The organism is Anabaena catenula FACHB-362, assembly GCF_014698735.1.
Taxonomy (GTDB): Bacteria; Cyanobacteriota; Cyanobacteriia; order Cyanobacteriales; family Nostocaceae; genus Anabaena; species Anabaena variabilis_A.
Map to the genome: position 1 here is coordinate 90,734 of NZ_JACJTQ010000006.1, position 16,373 is coordinate 107,106.

Below are 16,373 nucleotides of genomic sequence, written 5' to 3' on the forward strand. Positions count from 1 at the left end.
CATTTTTAATTGAATCTAAATTGTATCTGGGTCAATATTTAATTCCCGCAATTTTGCTGCTAAACTTTCTGCGGTTTCTTCTGGTGTAGGTACTAACTTTACTTCTGGTGTAAAATAGCGTAATAATCCGTCATGAATTCCCAAATATAAACCTAATTGTTCACTCCATAAATGCCCTTTTTCATTTGCTGCTAGTGGTTGATATTTGCCATCTAATAAATGAAAACCTGCAAATTCTAATGTATAGGGGTCAAACCAAAAATAATCCGGTGTCCGAAAAGTATCTTGATAAAGTTGTTTTTTATATTCTCTATCTGTTTTTGCTGTTGTTGGTGAGAGAATTTCTAAAATTACATGAGGATATTTACCATCTTCGTTCCACACTACCCAACTTTTACGGGTTTTCCGTTCTGTTCCTAAGACTACAAAAAAATCAGGGCCTCGGAAAAATTCTGATTTTTTCTGTTTAGGACTATAGTAAATGGTCAGATTTCCCGCTGCATAGAAATCATTTCTATCTTTCCATAACCATTCTAAACATTTTAACAGTAAGATTATTTGTCGTAGATGTAGTTCTGTTTCCACGGGAGGTTCATCACTATATAAATCACTGGGAGGAAAAATTATATCTTCAGAGATGTTTTGTTCAGGTACTAATTCTTGAGTAATCATCATGATATGATACCAAGTAGTTATTTGTTTATTTTAACGTTTGAATGGTCAGAATCAGGATATCCAGGATTTTAGGATTGACAGGATTTTTATTATCTAATTGTTGTTAAAAACCTCTTGACAATTTTTTCTAGTTTAGGTTATCATTAAATTATAATGGGAATCTGTGTCGGCATATAGGGTTAGATTTAAAACTCACAGAGTCATAAAAAACAATCAATATCAAAAATCCTGGTAAAAAGATATCCAAATTCTGTTTTCATTCTCCTGAAGATTAATAAATAAAGTGAGAAATCGGGGATCTAAAATCCTGTAAATCCTGATTCTGACAAATTTTAATCGTAGGTTTCACGCAAAGACGCAAAGACGCAAAGGAAAACAAGAAATTCAACAATCACATCCTGAAAATCCTTAAATCCTGGATATCCTGATTCTGACAAAATCACTGTTGTTGTAATTCTCTAATTGTATCTTGGGCTTTTTTCAACCATTCTTCATTACCACCCTGTTGCTGATATAATTTTACGGCTTGCTGTAAGTCAGATATTGCTTGAAACTTATTTCCTAAATCAGCAGAGGTAAGCCCTTTGTTGTGATAAGCATAGGCATAGTTAGGATTAATCTTAATAGCTTGGTTGTAATCTGCTATTGCAGCTTGCTTATCTCCTAAAGCAGAACGCGCAAGTCCCCGGTTGTTGTAGGCATCGGCATTGTTAGGATTAATCTTAATAGCTTGGTTGTAATCTGCTATTGCAGCTTGATTGTCTCCTAAATCATAACGGGCAAGTCCCCGGTTGTAGTAGGCATTAGCATAGTTAGAATTAATCTTAATAGCTTGGTTGTAATCTGCTATTGCAGCTTGATTGTCTCCTAAATCATAACGGGCAAGCCCCCGGTTGTAGTAGGCATCGGCATAGTTAGGATTAATCTTAATAGCTTGGCTATAATCTGCTATTGCAGCTTGCTTATCTCCTAAATCATAACGGACAACTCCCCGGTTATAGTAGGCATCGGCATAGTTAGGATTAATCTTGATAGCTTGGCTATAATCTGCTATTGCAGCTTGCTTATCTCCTAAATCATAACGAGCAAGTCCCCTTCCTACGTAGGCATTAGCATAATTAGAATTAATCTTGATAGCTTGGTTGTAATCTGCTATTGCAGCTTGCTTATCTCCTAAATCATAACGAGCAAGCCCCCGGTTGTAGTAGCCTAAGGCATAGTTAGAATTAATCTTGATAGCTTGGTTGTAATCTGCTATTGCAGCTTGCTTATCTCCTAAATCAGAACGGGCAATTCCCCGGTTGTTGTAGGCATCGGTATAGTTAGGATTAATCTTGATAGCTTGGTTGTAATCTGCTATTGCAGCTTGCTTATCTCCTAAATCAGAACGGGCAATTCCCCGGTTGTAGTAGGCTAGGGCATAGTTAGGATTAATCTTGATAGCTAGGGTGTAATCTGCTATAGCAGCTTGCTTATCTCCTAATTCATAACGGGTTTTTCCCCGGTTGATGTAGGCATCAGCATAGTTAGGATTAATCCTAATAGCTAGGGTGTAATCTGCTATTGCAGCTTGCTTATCTCCTAAATCAGAACGGGCAATTCCCCGGTTGTAGTAGGATACATAATCACTAGTATCAAGTCTAATTGCTTCATTGTAAGCCACAATTGCCCCGCGATTGTCGCCTTTATTTTGCTTATCCAAACCCAAAGCAAAATAATCATCAGCCTTTAATCCCCCACCAGTCGGCACATCAGGAAAACGCACACCTGTATTTACCCCCAAGCGTGCCGAAATCCTAATGAAAGTATTAATAGGAACACCAGCATATCTTCCTGTTTTCGATTCTCCCTCAATTTCCGTCCTCCCATGAATACCTATCAACTCACCTTGTTGATTCAGCACTGGTCCCCCACTCATACCGCCCAGAGTAGGATTAGTATAAAATAAATTATAACCACCATCCACCCTCACCTGAGTTGCATTAGCAGAAACTTGCCCATCACGACATTCATAAAGAGACACGGGAATACTACCAGTTTTAGCCGGAAACCCACCAATATAAACATTATCCCGACGTTGAACTACATCAGAATTACCCAACTTAGCAACTTGATAACTTCTGCTACTATTAAACTGCAACATCGCTAAATCTATACCAGTTCCCAGGGGTTTGACATTTTGAACATTAACAGGATAACGTTGTCCATCTGGGGTGACAATTGCATATTGTGAACTGGGATTTCTAAAATTGTGAAAAGCCGTGAGAACAGTATAAGTATTCCCATCACGTTGAATCAAAGTTCCCGAACCAGGGGCTTTACTATCAATTAAAACCGTGATTTTTTCCGCTATTTCATCTACTTCTTTACTGCATGATAAACCCTGTGCTGTTGCTGGTTGAGTCAGGGTGATAGAGGTGAGGATAAATAAGGTGGGGATAGTGTATTTATAGTTCATGTTGAGATTTTTGTATATATTTTATTGATTTATTGTTTATTCTCGTTCCCTGGCTCTGCCGGGGAATGCTATATATGAGGCTCTGCCTCTATGATTTTACATTGTTTAACTTGTTTTGAGGAATACTATGTATGAGGTTCTGCCTCTATGATTTTACATTGTTTAACTTGTTTTGAGGCAGAGCCTCACGTTCTGCATTCCCAGTCGGAGACTAGGAACGAGACAGGGGAGACTGGGAACGAGAAGAATAAGAAGGGGAAGGTTTGAGTTTGTCTATAGGAACAGCCCAACTTAAACGCACTATTTGTTGATGTAATGTTTCTGCTGTGGGTGTACCATCAATAAAGACGCTGGGAGTATCCCAAATCGGATAGGCGTGCATTCCATTGACACCGATTAACTCACCATGTTTATTTAATAACGCTCCCCCACTCATGCCTTTTTCTAGTTGGTTTGTATATCCTATTTGATATCCTCTTTCTAAAGCTTTTTCTAGCACCAAAGCTATTTTTCCGGTTGTTAATTTTAGGTTTTGAACTGCGTTTTCTTCCTTAGCAGGAAAACCCGCAACAAATACTTCATCTCCTCTTTTTGGTTGTTTACCAATAGTGGCTACAGAATAAGTTTTACTGCTGGAAAATTGCAATATGATTAAATCATATTTTGCCAAGTTCGCTTTTTTCAATACTTCGGCTTTATATACTTTTCCGTCTGGAGTTACTATTTTATAAGGTGGTTCGTCTGCTTCTAAAACATGGGCATTTGTTAATATTGTATAAATATTCCTTTGTTTTTTTAGCAAAATTCCTGAACCTAGAAACTCAGTTGATAGCACTTTCACTGTAATAGCTGCTGCTTGCTGTTTTAGCTGTGGTGGAGAAAGTTCGGTTAGCGGTTTATCAAAATTCCACTTTTCAGCATAAACACTAAGGTTTGCGGTTGACGCTGGAAGCATGATAGATAAACCACTAACAAAGATAATTAATTTGATGATGTTAAAATCAGGCAACTTCAAAGGATGTAATGGTTTATTTTTGCTCACCTTCTAAATTATTCAAGTAGATATCAAAATCAAATATGGTATCTTCAGGATTACCATTTTGGGTTTCAATTTTTCCCTTAGCCAAGGCACGACTGTTAAATAGTCTGTTAGCTACTGCTTTTCTATTTGCACCCGGTTTGAGAGTAAATAGTATATTCCCACTGTTACAGACTGTATTAGAGTCAATTCCAGAGCAAATTACAGGTTGACTGTTAACTATCCCAGTGGTGATTTTTTTGAGTGTGCCGTTTTCGTAACTTCTCTGAAATCTTGATGATACTTCCTGACAGCGGTTTTTAGGATTATAAGGTGCGGGAAAGTCTGTTGATGTCCACTTCATAACGGGGTATCTTCTACCGTCTTCTGTACGGGCAAAGGTGAAATATTCACCGCTACTTCTGCCACAATAGAATGTAGTGCCTCTGGCGTAGCTAGGTTGACTGATGGTTGCGGTGGTGGCTAACGCCATCAAAGATGCGAAAATAAAGGTTGTTGATAATCTCTGTTTCATTCTAGTTTTATTGTTTACAGTAATTTTTATGTATTGATATCACAATCCAAGGTAATGTCTTTCTTTGCGTCTTTGCTCCTCTGCGCGAAACTTCATTTTATGCAAATATCTCTAATTCTTATAGTATAAATTAGCAAGACTGCAAAAACAAGACGTGTAGGGTATCTTGCCAGTTAATCTGCAATTGCGTATGTGCATTACCGCTATTGATCGCAATTTCTAACCAACCGTGACTACCAACTAAAGCTAAAGCTTCCCCAACTTGTACATCACTGTAGGTTTCACATCCCGGTATTGTTAAATCTGCTACTTTCACACTCCAGGTTTTCCCTTGTACATAACTACCAGGAATATTGCTGACTAAATTACCAAAATAATCTATATATTGAATACAACCTGCTACACCTGTTGTTGTCTCGTAGCATTCGTCAATATCTAATTTTACCAAAGTTGCAGGATTGATTTCCTTTCCTAATTCTTGCAAAGATACACCACTTGCAATATGCGCTGCTACTGGTGCAAAGATATCTCTACCGTGAAAGGTGCTGCTAGGTTGGGATGTGCGCCAATAGTTAAGATTTGTAAGCTCTACTGCTGTAATAACCTGATTTTTGCTGGTTATGCCACTAAAAATGCCGTTATCGGGGCCAACAAGAAAACCTTGAGCTAATTTTACAGCGATCGCTCTCCTTTGACTACCCACCCCCGGATCTACCACTGCTAAATGTACTGTACCAATGGGGAAATAGGGATAAGCATTCATCAAGCAAAACCTTGCTGCGGTGACGTTTTGGGGGGTAATCTGGTGCGTCAAGTCTACTAACTTCAAATCTGGATTAATTTGAGCAATAACACCCTTCATTACCCCAACATACACATCGTTATTGCCGAAATCGCTTAATAAAGTCAGGATTTTTGATTGGCTCATTTGCTGATGAAACAAGGCTTGACTATTAATATATATTTCAATATAATTTTCTGTAACAACAGTTACAAAATATGAGTTATGTTATAAACACATGACATAAAAATAAACATAAAGGAGTTATCGCTATGAGTAGTAATAGACTACAAGCAGTTCAAAAAGCCGAAGAAGCTCACAGACAGAACATTCAAAAAAGTCTAGAACATCGCTTGGAAGTAGCTAGAGCCAAGTCTGACGAAAAGCTAGTTCGACAGTTGGAAGCAGAGATGGCTTCTTATCGCTAATATTAAGTTTTCAATGTTCATAGTTGTGTTGTGTGTAAACCTGCGTGAGCGGGTTTTTTGTTGAGCTTTTTTTGATCACTCAGAGTCACTTCAGAAGAACGCAAGAGTGTGTTGTCAAAAAATGAAGCTGAAAAGGAAAAAGAGATTTTTATACTAAAAACGGTTGGAAACTTTACTTTTAAACGCAGAGGTTCGCTGAGGTAAACGCAAAGTGACGCAGAGTTTTTATGGGAGTTTTCGCTTTGAATTTTGTTATCCTCATAAAGTCGAGATATTAACCGTTTGTAGTATGGTTCTTTCCTTTTCTCTTCCCCCTTCCCCTTCTTTTAGTAATATCAAGTCCAGCTAATTGCTTATCAAAAAAAACTCACCGCGTCCCCGTGCGGTTCCTTAATGATAAGTATTCAACTGGACACGATATCAGCAGTTTACTCAGCATTCAGAATTTTGGGGACTTTGAAAAAATCGCCTTCCTGTTGAGGTGCGCTGCTGAGGATGGCTTCTCTATCAGGATAGGGCTGTAACTTATCCTCTCTTGTCACATTGCTGACATCAATAGCTCTGGTTGTTGGCAGTACATCTGTGACATCAAGTTCACTGAGTTGTTCGACATACTCCAAAATACTACCCAATTGGGTGGTGAATTTCTCTTCCTCGTCAGGTGTCAATTCTAACCGAGCGAGATTAGCGACTTTGCGAACTTGTTGACGATCAATCATAGTTTAGTAATTAGTAATTAGTCATTAGTCATTAGTCATTAGTAAATTACTGAAGACCAATGACTAATGTGGTTAAAAGAATACGTCAATTTGCGATCGCCCAGTGGTTTTTAACCAGTTTTGAGCTTCAATGTAATTATTGGGAGCCATGCGAATTGCTCTAATCCAATAATCTGCGGCTTGGTCAAAAAGTGCTTCTCCAGCGTCGTTATCGCCCTCTTCTTTAGCCTTTTCGCCTTGAAAATGATAAATCACAGCGATGTTATTCAAAGCTTGGGGTAGACGAGGATTTAACTCAATAGCCTGGTGATAGTATTCTAAAGCTTTTTTGTGGTCGCCATTACTAGCGTAAATCAGCCCCATATTGTAGAGAATATAACTCTGATCATTGGAGTCTTCCTCTAGTGTGAGAGCTTCTTCATAGTAATCCAGTGCTTCAGCATATTCGCCTTCTGCCTGGGCTGACATCCCATCTCGGTAATAGACAAATGCTTCTTTAGCTTTTCTGTTAGCTGGTAGCAGTTTGAGGATCAAATCTGCCATGACGGTAAAGGATTTGTCAACAAAGTTATCGTTTTTCTGTGTTCTTGGCATATTTGCCTCTGTGTTGGCTCAAATGAAGCAGACTTTGTTTAGTAACTAATTCTTTGCGACTGGTATTTGACAATCAGCAACTGCTCCATAGTTAATTTAACTGATTTATGGGCAGTTCTCATCTTTTGGAAGTTTTATGATTGTTCCTTGATTCTTTGCTGTAAAGCGTCTCGTGCTTGTTCGCGGTCGTCAAAATGGATTTTTTCAGTACCGAGAATTTGATAATCTTCGTGACCTTTACCAGCCAACAACACCCCATCACCTGGTTTTGCTTGTAAAATAGCAGTACGAATTGCAGTGGCGCGATCGCATATTACCATCGGTTGAACAGAATCAGGAATACCAGCCAGCACATCTTGTAGAATCTTTTCTGGGTCTTCAGTGCGGGGATTATCTGAAGTCACCACAGCCACATCAGCTAATTGGGCGGCTATTTTTCCCATTTTAGGACGTTTAGTGCGATCGCGATCACCCCCACAACCAAACACACATATCATTTTACCAGGAATAAAGGGACGAGCCGCTTTCAGCAAATTCTCCAAACTATCAGGAGTATGAGCATAATCCACAATCACGCTAATATCTTGGTCATCACTAATTTGTACCCGTTCCATACGTCCAGGAACACCAGGAAAATCAGGAATCCCATTGGCTACCAATTGCAAATCTAACCCCAAATGTAAAACCGCACCAACAGCAGCCAAAAGATTTTCTAAATTATACTGACCAACTAAAGGCGAAGAAAAAGCCACATCACCCTTTGGTGTATGTAAAATTCCATTTACACCATTTGGCTGATAACTTAAATCACTCATCCAAAAATCGGCGTTATTATCATTAACACTGTAACTCCAAACCCGTTCTCGACTCAAACCAGCAATTAACCGTTTTCCATATTCATCATCAGCGTTAATAATTGCCCGTCCTTGGAGATAATCAGGACTAAATAACAACGCCTTCGCTGCAAAATAATCCTCCATATCTGTGTGATAGTCAAGATGGTCTTGGGTAAGATTGCTAAACACCCCCACCTCAAACGGACAACCCAAAACCCTACCCTGTGCTAAAGCGTGGGAACTGACTTCCATTACCCCAAACTCACAACCAGCATTTACCGCTGCGGCTAACTGTTGTTGTAATTCCACCGCAAAAGGAGTAGTGTGAACAGCAGTTTGTTCAAAACCCGGCCAACGAGTGTAGAGAGTTCCCAGCAAAGCCGTAGGTAAACTAGCTTTCGTAATAAAATATTCAATTAAGTGAGTAGTAGTAGTCTTGCCATTTGTACCAGTTACACCCACCAATTTCAGCTTTTGTCCAGGATAACCGTAAAAAGCGGCTGCAATTTGAGCGCAAGCTTTCGTCATATTACCGGCAGGAATCACCATAGATTCTGATGTCGGCGGATTTTTCTGGATAGCTTCGGGAGAAACAATAGCCGCAACCGCACCAGAAGCCAAAGCACTCGACCAAAACTCCCCACCATCTACTCTAGTTCCTGGCATCCCAATAAACAAATCTCCCACACCGCAAGCATGAGAGTTAGTTTTAATGCCCTTAACTTCCACATCGACTAAACTAGGATTTTCCAGACCTTCTACTGTCGCTAGTAATTCCCTTAAGTTCATTTGCTGCACCTCGCCACAAGCTTTACTTGCGCCTATTCTGCATTATTTTTTTCTAAATTGGACATATATTTCCACAGCATTTGTTGTAATTGCGTGACACTAGCACGAGGAGAAGGACGGGTTACAGGATGTTCTACCTCTGAGTCATCCTGTATTAGATACAGTACAGGTATTTCATACTGATATTTACCAAACCAATCTTCACGAGTTGTAATATCTCTAATTTCTAACTCAAAACTAGGATCTGCGATTTGTTCAAGCTTTTCTTGCAAGCCTTCGCACAAATGACAACCGGGTTTACTGTATAAAATTAATCGCATAGGCAGGAAGGAGGTGACAGGTGACAGGTGACAGGTGACAGTGAAGAGGCAAGAGGTAAGAGGTAAGAGGTAAGAGGTAAGAGACAAGTATTTTTCTTCTCTGCCCCCTGCCTTCTGCCTCCTGCCCCCTGCCTTCTGCCTCCTGCCCCCTGCTTTTGTGATGTAGTGAGTTTTGAAGAACGACTAAACGCCGATTTTTTCCAACATCAATTTAGAACGTTTCACCTGTTCAGGAATAGCAACCGGATAATCACCAGTAAAACAAGCAGAACAGAAATTATTCGTATCTTCTTTGGTTTCTTCCAACATTCCGTCCCAACTCAGATAAGCAAGGCTATCAACTTCTAATTGTTTCGCAATTTCTGCCACTGATTTAGTAGCAGCAATTAATTGATCCTGAGTATCGGTATCAATCCCATAGAAACAAGGATGAGTGACAGGAGGTGAAGAAATTCTCATGTGTACTTCCACCGCACCGGCTTCACGCAGGGTTTTGACGAGTTTACGGCTGGTAGTACCCCGCACAATGGAATCATCGACAATGATCACTCTTTTACCAGCTAACACATCTTTGAGGGGGTTGAGTTTCATCCGCAAACCTAACTCCCGCATGGCTTGTGTCGGCTGAATAAAGGTGCGTCCAACGTAGCGATTTTTAATCAGTCCTTCACCGTAGGGAATACCAGAAGCTTGGGAAAAGCCAATTGCAGCAGGTATGCCAGAATCAGGAACTCCAAAAACTATATCGGCATTTACGGGAGATTCTTTGGCTATTCTTCGTCCTAACCGCATCCGATAACTATATAAAGTTTCGTTGTGCATGATGCTATCAGGACGGGCAAAATAGATCATTTCAAAGATACACAGTTTGCGTTCTGGCTGTTGACTCCAATGGAAGGAAGCTAAACCGGCTTCGGTGATCCAAACTAACTCCCCTGGTTCCACATCTCGCAGGTATTCAGCACCAATAATATCCAAACCGCAAGTTTCGGAAGCAAGAACGTAACGCACAGGATCACTATCTAAAGTGCCTATGACTAAAGGACGAATCCCATGAGGATCACGCACACCCATCACACCTGTAGGTGTGCCAATAACTAGGCTAAATGCACCTTCACACCGTTTAAAGGCGAGGATAGAACCTTCTAACCAATCTGCACCGGCATTGACTTCTTGTGCAATCGCATAAGCAATCATTTCTGAGTCGGTTGTGGTGACTAAGTTAAAATCGCTCTTGAGTAATTCTTCTCGCAGTTTTACAGTATTGACTAAATTACCATTATGTGCTAATGCTAATAAACCTAAGCGAGTTTCCACCACAGCGGGTTGGGCGTTAACTTTGCGGCTGGAACCGGTGGTTGAATAACGTGTGTGACCAACAGCTAAATTACCGGGTAACTCATCTAAAATGGTTTCATTAAAGACTTGAGATACCAAACCCATATCTTTGTGTTGGTGTACTACCTGACCCTCAAAGGTAGCAATACCAGCAGATTCTTGACCCCGATGTTGGAGAGCATACAATCCAAAGTAGGTCAATTTAGCAACGTCTTGTTCTGGGGCGTAGATGCCAAAAACACCACAAGCTTCTTCTGGCTTGTCAGGACGGTGTTCATCCGAGGTAACGGAATTAATGGGAATCATGCTGGTTTTGCTCCTGGTGGGGTGTCGAGTCAGTGGGAACTGAGAACTGGGGACTAGGGATTGGGGACTGGGGACTAGGGATTGGGGACTGGGGAGCGGGGACTAATTAATTTATTTCTGACTCCTGACTCCTGACTCCTGACTCCTGACTCCTGCCTCTTAACAAATCTTTAACCATCCATTAAAACAGTACCGTAAATTGGTCAAGGATAGAGTATGAATTGTAAATTTTCATCTTGTTTTCCGCGAGATAACCCATCCACTCCTTCGGAGAAGCAAGCTACAGCGAAGCAGGTTGGGGAGGGATAATGCGTTTAATTTAATGGTACTCTTCAAGAAAATTTCGCCTACGACACTGTTAAATTAAACATTTTCCGAGTTGACAACACGATTAAACCCGTGTTTCGCTGTATCAATCGGACTTTTATAGCTGTACATTGACCCAATCTTTTCCAAGATGCGTCACTAACTGAAACTTGTTTTTCCGTGTCTCCACTAACCCAAGCGAAAAATGTTTTCTTACCTTGAGTAGCTTCTACAAAATCACCTTTTCTAAATCCATGCCTTGTTGTAGTTCCACCATATTTACGTCTATTCCCACCTTTCGAGAAAACCATTAAATGTAGTTGCCTACGACTAATTGGAGGACGACGTAAAATAGTAAATTGCGACTCAGTAATAGTTACATTACCTACCCAAGACGCACCATGATTTTTAATGTCATTCCATGTTTGGTATTTCACAAATTCGGAACTTGCTAAGGTGACAGCATCAACAGCATGAGTTTCCGGGATTTGCAAAGACTTTTCTAATTTTTCTTTATGCAATCCTAAATATTTACGAAGATTTGATGTTTCCCAACCTTTTTTTAGAGTCACTTTGGCAAGTTCAGATAATCGGTTAATTTGATATCTTTGACCTACCATAACCGGACTAAAACTCTTATTTCCTCGTGCTTCTACCTCTTCAACGATAATTGTTTTGACTGGGTAAATATCACATAATAAAGTTATTGTTCTATATTCTAAGTCTTTGTTTGCTCGAACACTTGGAGGAAGTTTAGAACTCCGACGATTTTCAAATCTAGTCTGACGATGACTACGTTTATTGAAAGACAATTTTCGGTTAATTCTTCTACCGCGTCTACTACGTCGCATCATAGCTCTTTGCTCCATTCTGTCTTTAACTGTTTTGAATGGAAGAACTAGGTGCAACATTTGTAAGGTATATTTCTTGGTTTGAACCGCGATCCCAGAAAACATTTTACCTAGGTCTAAACCAATTACGATTTCTTGAGCTTTTGTCTTAGATGGTTCAGTTATCAACTGGACATAAAAAATACCTAATTTGTTGAATTTACCAATTGCTTTACCTTCTTGAATCCAACGTCTAGCGCGGCTAGGCTTGGTTGGCATTAATGGAATATTTTCTGCTGAAATTACAGGTACTCGCATAAAGAGATAATCCTTGGAGTAAAAGTTTAAGTCCCCTCGCCCAACTAATCCAAAATGTCTTGGCTCAACCCAACGACTAAACAAATAGTCTTGCAGATAATCCAAACTGAGGAAGTATTTGGAAGTGCGTATCAGGATTAGTCTCAGTGGGCTAGTCAAACACGTAATCTTTGTTAATTACAAGCCCCATCCCTATTGACGGGTGGGGTTATTGACGTTCAATCCTTGATTTTTGATGTTGATTAGGTATTGGTATAAATGGCGAGACGTTTAGAGATGGACTGAGAATAGCGATCGCTCATATCTTCGAGACTAACCTGGAGTAACTTGTGGTTATCTGCGGTTAAAATCTGCAAATTAGGCGAATTAGAAACCGTTCCCAGTTTTTGCCAATTCTCTGTCAGATGTTCCTGTAAATAGGATTCCCATTTTTCTTGGTTTTCTTCACTGACAGAAACTAAAATTCTTGCCCCACCTTCACCAAACAATACTTCATCAAATCGTGAATCATGATTTGCACTAATTGGGAAATTAATCTCAGCACCTAAATTCCCAGAAAGACAAGATTCAGCTAAAGCTACAGCCACACCACCTTCAGCCGAATCATGGGCAGAATTTACCCAACGTGCGCGAATACCATCACGACAAGCTTTTTGTACAAGACGTTCTAAATTAAAATCAACTCTAGGTGGCTTCCCTGCGATCGTATGATGAATGGTTGCCAAATATTCAGAAGCACCTAATTCAATTGTAGATATTGAATTTGGGATTGGGGATTGAATTGGTAAACCCAAAAGGTAAATTATATCCCCTACATTTTGCCAACCTTGTCCGCAAATTTTCGTTAAATCAGGAATCAAGCCCACCATACCCACAACCGGAGTCGGATAAATTGGTTGGGGATTACCTTCCGCATCAAAAGTTTCGTTGTAGAGAGAGACATTCCCACCAGTTACCGGCGTTCCCAACTCTTTACACCCTTCACTCAAACCCCGACAAGCGGATGCTAATTGCCAATAACCAATCGGTTTTTCTGGACTACCAAAATTGAGGTTATCCGTCACAGCCAGGGGTTCAGCGCCCACACAGCTAAGATTCCGGGCAGCTTCAGCCACTACTGCTTTAGCCCCTTCATAAGGATCAAGATAGACATAACGAGAATTACAATCTACCGTAGCCGCAACACCAGATTTTAAATTGGCAATTGGGGATGTAAGATTAGGAGTTTCTTCTAAAGGACGTAACCGCACCACAGCCGCATCAGCACCACCGGGTAACAATACGGTATTATTCTGAACTTGATGATCATATTGGCGATAAACCCAGCTTTTAGAAGCAATAGTGGGAGTATCTAGCAAAGTTAATAAAATCTGATTCCAACTTTGCAGACTTCCCTCAATTTCAATACCCGCAACATTGCAAACAGGTAAACTAGCACTTGTCCATTGCCAAGCTTTTTGTGCATATTCGGGTAGTTCTGTCAATAATTCTCTTTCATACAAAGGCGTATTTTCCGCCAAAGCATCAGCGGGGATTTCTGCGGCAATTTTCCCCTCAAACAGAATCCTGACAATAGGTTCGGCAATTACCGTACCTGCCACAACGGCTTGTAGTCCCCAACGATGGAAAATATCAATTAATTCCTGTTCTCGTCCTTTATGGGCAACAAACAACATTCGTTCTTGAGATTCCGAAAGCAGGTATTCATAGGGAATCATCCCCAATTCCCGCACCGGAATTTTATCTAAATCGAATTCAATCCCGACACCACCTTTAGCAGCCATTTCCGAAGTGGAACAGGTGATACCCGCAGCGCCCATATCTTGGGCAGCAACTACAGCCCCGGTTTTAAATGCCTCTAAACAAGCTTCAATTAAGGACTTTTCTAAAAATGGATCTCCTACTTGCACCGCAGGACGGTTATCCATTGATTCATCAGTTAATTCAGCACTGGCAAAACTTGCGCCTCCCATGCCATCCCGTCCGGTGGTTGAACCCACATACAGCACCGGATTTCCTAAGCCGGAAGCCCCTGATTTAACAATTTCTGACGTTTCCATCAATCCCAAAGCCATGACGTTGACTAGGGGATTTCCAGAGTAGGCGGAATCAAAATACACTTCACCACCAACTGTGGGAACACCAACGCAGTTATGGGTGACAATTCCAGATGAAGTGACAAAAAGATGGGTGTTATCTACTTCTACATCGTAAACATCACATTCATCAACGGTTTGGCATTCGATACTTTTAATTTTGACAACAGCTACATCTGCCGCAGACTGAGTAAAACGTGGGAATGAATATTTACTTCCATTGTAACGATTAAGGGCAACTGCTAATTCTGCATTTCGCTGTTGACTAAAGACAGTTGCTAATTCTTTCAAGCCCGCAAAATTACTAACTTCCAATTGCCATAATGGTTTGCGAATGTGCTTACGTCCCTCTATTTCTCCTTCGCCACCTGCTCTTTGATAAATATAGGGCATGACTCCTTGACTTTGCAGCAGGATAACTGTTTGTTCAAACAATTTATGGCTAGTTGTCCCAAAACTAATTTTGGCATGATTACCATTAGTTTTTGTGGTCATTGAACCGTCACCACGGAGTAAACCTTTCAGGGCTTCACGCTGCAAATTTTGTGACCATTGAAAAATACAAGAGGGAAAAGCCTTATTACTGGCTTGAGTTCCACATTGCCATACATTTTTGAGGAAATGCCCTAATAACCAAGAAGTGGCATAAACAGCAATAGTAGAAGCGCGTTTTTCTACACAGGGGCGTAATCCTAATTGCTTCAAGCCAGCAATTACATCTTCAACATACTCTGTTTCATGGTGGGCAAAGGTGAAAATAATTTTGTATGTGTTGCCATTTTGGGAAACGCAGCCTTCAGACAAGAAATAGCCAATTAATCGGGCAAATAATTCATTTGGCTGAATCACTGCTGGCATATAGTTAGCTTTGCCACGTCGAAATAGACTAACATCGCTACGGGAAACATTCAGCAGCAGTTCTAAGGCTAAAAAGTGAGAAAGTGGCAGTCTACCAGTGCTTAAATATTGATGACGGTTGGTAGCTGAAGATTCAATTAACCGTAATGCAGTCCGCACAACTTCCGTGACTTGCCAATTTTCTGGTAGTTGGACATAAACATCTTTACCACTAGCATCTTCTGGATTTAAACCAGCAATTAAGTCCAGGGGTGCGTCTTGGTTTTCTCCTGGTTCTAATTCGGGTAAAGCGGTGATAATGGGAATTTGATCACCCACTTTTAAAGATTGTGCCGGGGCTACATCCCATTGACCTTCTACACAAATTAGCATGGGATGGTCTGGTGTGACTATCAGTTTACGCCCCAAAGCAGTGCGGATAGTCATGAGATTTTGGGTACAACGCTTGAAAATACGGCGGACACGCTGCCAACTTACAGTATGCTGATCTGGGTCTAAAGACAGGGTTGTAACCGCATTAGCATCTTCTATTTCTAAAGTGCTGACACCAGCAGGTAAGCGCGATTCGACAAAATTACCAATGGTGTCAAAATGCACACCCTGTTTATCTTTCCAGATAAATGTTTCGTCGCTAACCAAGCAGTTACCATAATGGGAGATTCCCGCTACAACACCTGTAAACAATCTTTGGGTTTTTGGATCATTCAAATCACCAAACCGCAAAGAATTTAATAAAGCTATGGGACGCGCCCCCATTGTAAAGATATCTCTTAATATCCCACCTACTCCGGTTGCAGCACCTTGGAATGGTTCAACGGCGGAAGGGTGGTTATGGGATTCTATTTTAAACGCTAATTGTAGTCCGTCGCCGATATCCACAACTCCTGCATTTTCACCTGGTCCCACAAGGATGCGGGGGCCTGTGGTGGGAAACTGTTTGAGTAAAGGACGGGAATTTTTATAACAGCAATGTTCTGACCACATTACCCCAAACATACCTAGTTCGGCTTTGTTGGGATGACGGCCTAAGCGGCGGACAATTTCGGTATATTCTTCTGGTTTTATGCCTTCTGAGGCTATTTCTTGGGGAGAAAAGGGATTTTCGGAAATGGTGGTCATGGAAGCTTATGCACCAAGAGGACAGAGAAATATTCTATCTGAGATCCTC

General features: G+C 40.7%; 13 protein-coding genes. 1 reads left to right on the top strand and 12 read right to left on the bottom strand.

What is annotated here, in order from left to right:
* Window positions 1–15: 15 nt before the first annotated feature.
* The 5 genes from H6G68_RS06600 to H6G68_RS06620 all read right to left on the bottom strand — a co-directional run bounded on the left by H6G68_RS06600 (window position 16) and on the right by H6G68_RS06620 (window position 5,614).
* Complete coding sequence (locus H6G68_RS06600) at window positions 16–675, bottom strand: Uma2 family endonuclease (protein ID WP_190905920.1); 660 nt, start codon at window positions 673–675, stop codon at window positions 16–18.
* A 439-nt stretch (window positions 676–1,114) separates the two neighbouring features.
* On the bottom strand, window positions 1,115–3,133 hold the full coding sequence (locus H6G68_RS06605; RefSeq protein ID WP_190905921.1) for a serine protease: 2,019 nt from the start codon (window positions 3,131–3,133) through the stop codon (window positions 1,115–1,117).
* 211 nt (window positions 3,134–3,344) lie between these two features.
* Window positions 3,345–4,175, bottom strand: a complete 831-nt coding sequence (locus H6G68_RS06610) for a S1 family peptidase (protein WP_339327843.1) — start codon at window positions 4,173–4,175, stop codon at window positions 3,345–3,347.
* The gene (locus H6G68_RS06615) at window positions 4,162–4,686 is read right to left on the bottom strand and encodes a COP23 domain-containing protein (protein WP_190905922.1); all 525 of its coding nucleotides are present in this window, start codon (window positions 4,684–4,686) and stop codon (window positions 4,162–4,164) included. The genes H6G68_RS06610 and H6G68_RS06615 overlap by 14 nt, the downstream gene beginning before the upstream one ends.
* Before the next feature lie 130 nt (window positions 4,687–4,816).
* The gene (locus H6G68_RS06620; RefSeq protein WP_190905923.1) at window positions 4,817–5,614 is read right to left on the bottom strand and encodes an SAM hydrolase/SAM-dependent halogenase family protein; all 798 of its coding nucleotides are present in this window, start codon (window positions 5,612–5,614) and stop codon (window positions 4,817–4,819) included.
* Window positions 5,615–5,739: 125 nt separating this feature from the next.
* Between H6G68_RS06620 and pirA the strand changes: the two genes are divergently transcribed.
* Window positions 5,740–5,895, top strand: coding sequence for an arginine synthesis PII-interacting regulator PirA (pirA, locus tag H6G68_RS06625; RefSeq protein ID WP_190905924.1), 156 nt, complete (start codon window positions 5,740–5,742; stop codon window positions 5,893–5,895).
* Window positions 5,896–6,323: 428 nt separating this feature from the next.
* Here the strand turns inward: pirA and gatC are convergent, their stop codons facing one another.
* The 7 genes from gatC to purL form a co-directional block, all read right to left on the bottom strand.
* A complete protein-coding gene (gene gatC / locus H6G68_RS06630; protein ID WP_190717731.1) occupies window positions 6,324–6,614 on the bottom strand; it encodes an Asp-tRNA(Asn)/Glu-tRNA(Gln) amidotransferase subunit GatC in 291 nt (96 codons plus the stop codon).
* Between the two features lie 72 nt (window positions 6,615–6,686).
* The gene (locus tag H6G68_RS06635) at window positions 6,687–7,208 is read right to left on the bottom strand and encodes a photosystem I assembly protein Ycf3 (protein WP_127054095.1); all 522 of its coding nucleotides are present in this window, start codon (window positions 7,206–7,208) and stop codon (window positions 6,687–6,689) included.
* Between the two features lie 134 nt (window positions 7,209–7,342).
* Entirely contained in the window at window positions 7,343–8,833 is a 1,491-nt protein-coding gene (locus H6G68_RS06640) for a UDP-N-acetylmuramoyl-L-alanyl-D-glutamate--2,6-diaminopimelate ligase (protein WP_190905925.1), read from the bottom strand.
* 32 nt (window positions 8,834–8,865) lie between these two features.
* Window positions 8,866–9,153: a glutaredoxin family protein gene (locus tag H6G68_RS06645; protein WP_190905926.1), complete on the bottom strand. Its 288-nt coding sequence runs from the start codon at window positions 9,151–9,153 to the stop codon at window positions 8,866–8,868.
* Window positions 9,154–9,336: 183 nt separating this feature from the next.
* Entirely contained in the window at window positions 9,337–10,797 is a 1,461-nt protein-coding gene (gene purF / locus H6G68_RS06650; protein ID WP_190905927.1) for an amidophosphoribosyltransferase, read from the bottom strand.
* Between the two features lie 347 nt (window positions 10,798–11,144).
* Window positions 11,145–12,251, bottom strand: a complete 1,107-nt coding sequence (locus H6G68_RS06655) for an RRXRR domain-containing protein (protein ID WP_190905928.1) — start codon at window positions 12,249–12,251, stop codon at window positions 11,145–11,147.
* 242 nt (window positions 12,252–12,493) lie between these two features.
* A complete protein-coding gene (purL, locus tag H6G68_RS06660; RefSeq protein WP_190905929.1) occupies window positions 12,494–16,324 on the bottom strand; it encodes a phosphoribosylformylglycinamidine synthase subunit PurL in 3,831 nt (1,276 codons plus the stop codon).
* Window positions 16,325–16,373: the final 49 nt, after the last annotated feature.

Coding starts and splice junctions, on each gene's coding strand:
- H6G68_RS06600 (WP_190905920.1), bottom strand. CDS start 675: ATGATGATTACTCAAGAATTAGTACCTGAACAAAACATCTCTGAAGAT.
- H6G68_RS06605 (WP_190905921.1), bottom strand. CDS start 3,133: ATGAACTATAAATACACTATCCCCACCTTATTTATCCTCACCTCTATC.
- H6G68_RS06615 (WP_190905922.1), bottom strand. CDS start 4,686: ATGAAACAGAGATTATCAACAACCTTTATTTTCGCATCTTTGATGGCG.
- H6G68_RS06620 (WP_190905923.1), bottom strand. CDS start 5,614: ATGAGCCAATCAAAAATCCTGACTTTATTAAGCGATTTCGGCAATAAC.
- pirA (WP_190905924.1), top strand. CDS start 5,740: ATGAGTAGTAATAGACTACAAGCAGTTCAAAAAGCCGAAGAAGCTCAC.
- gatC (WP_190717731.1), bottom strand. CDS start 6,614: ATGATTGATCGTCAACAAGTTCGCAAAGTCGCTAATCTCGCTCGGTTA.
- H6G68_RS06635 (WP_127054095.1), bottom strand. CDS start 7,208: ATGCCAAGAACACAGAAAAACGATAACTTTGTTGACAAATCCTTTACC.
- H6G68_RS06640 (WP_190905925.1), bottom strand. CDS start 8,833: ATGAACTTAAGGGAATTACTAGCGACAGTAGAAGGTCTGGAAAATCCT.
- H6G68_RS06645 (WP_190905926.1), bottom strand. CDS start 9,153: ATGCGATTAATTTTATACAGTAAACCCGGTTGTCATTTGTGCGAAGGC.
- purF (WP_190905927.1), bottom strand. CDS start 10,797: ATGATTCCCATTAATTCCGTTACCTCGGATGAACACCGTCCTGACAAG.
- H6G68_RS06655 (WP_190905928.1), bottom strand. CDS start 12,251: ATGCGAGTACCTGTAATTTCAGCAGAAAATATTCCATTAATGCCAACC.
- purL (WP_190905929.1), bottom strand. CDS start 16,324: ATGACCACCATTTCCGAAAATCCCTTTTCTCCCCAAGAAATAGCCTCA.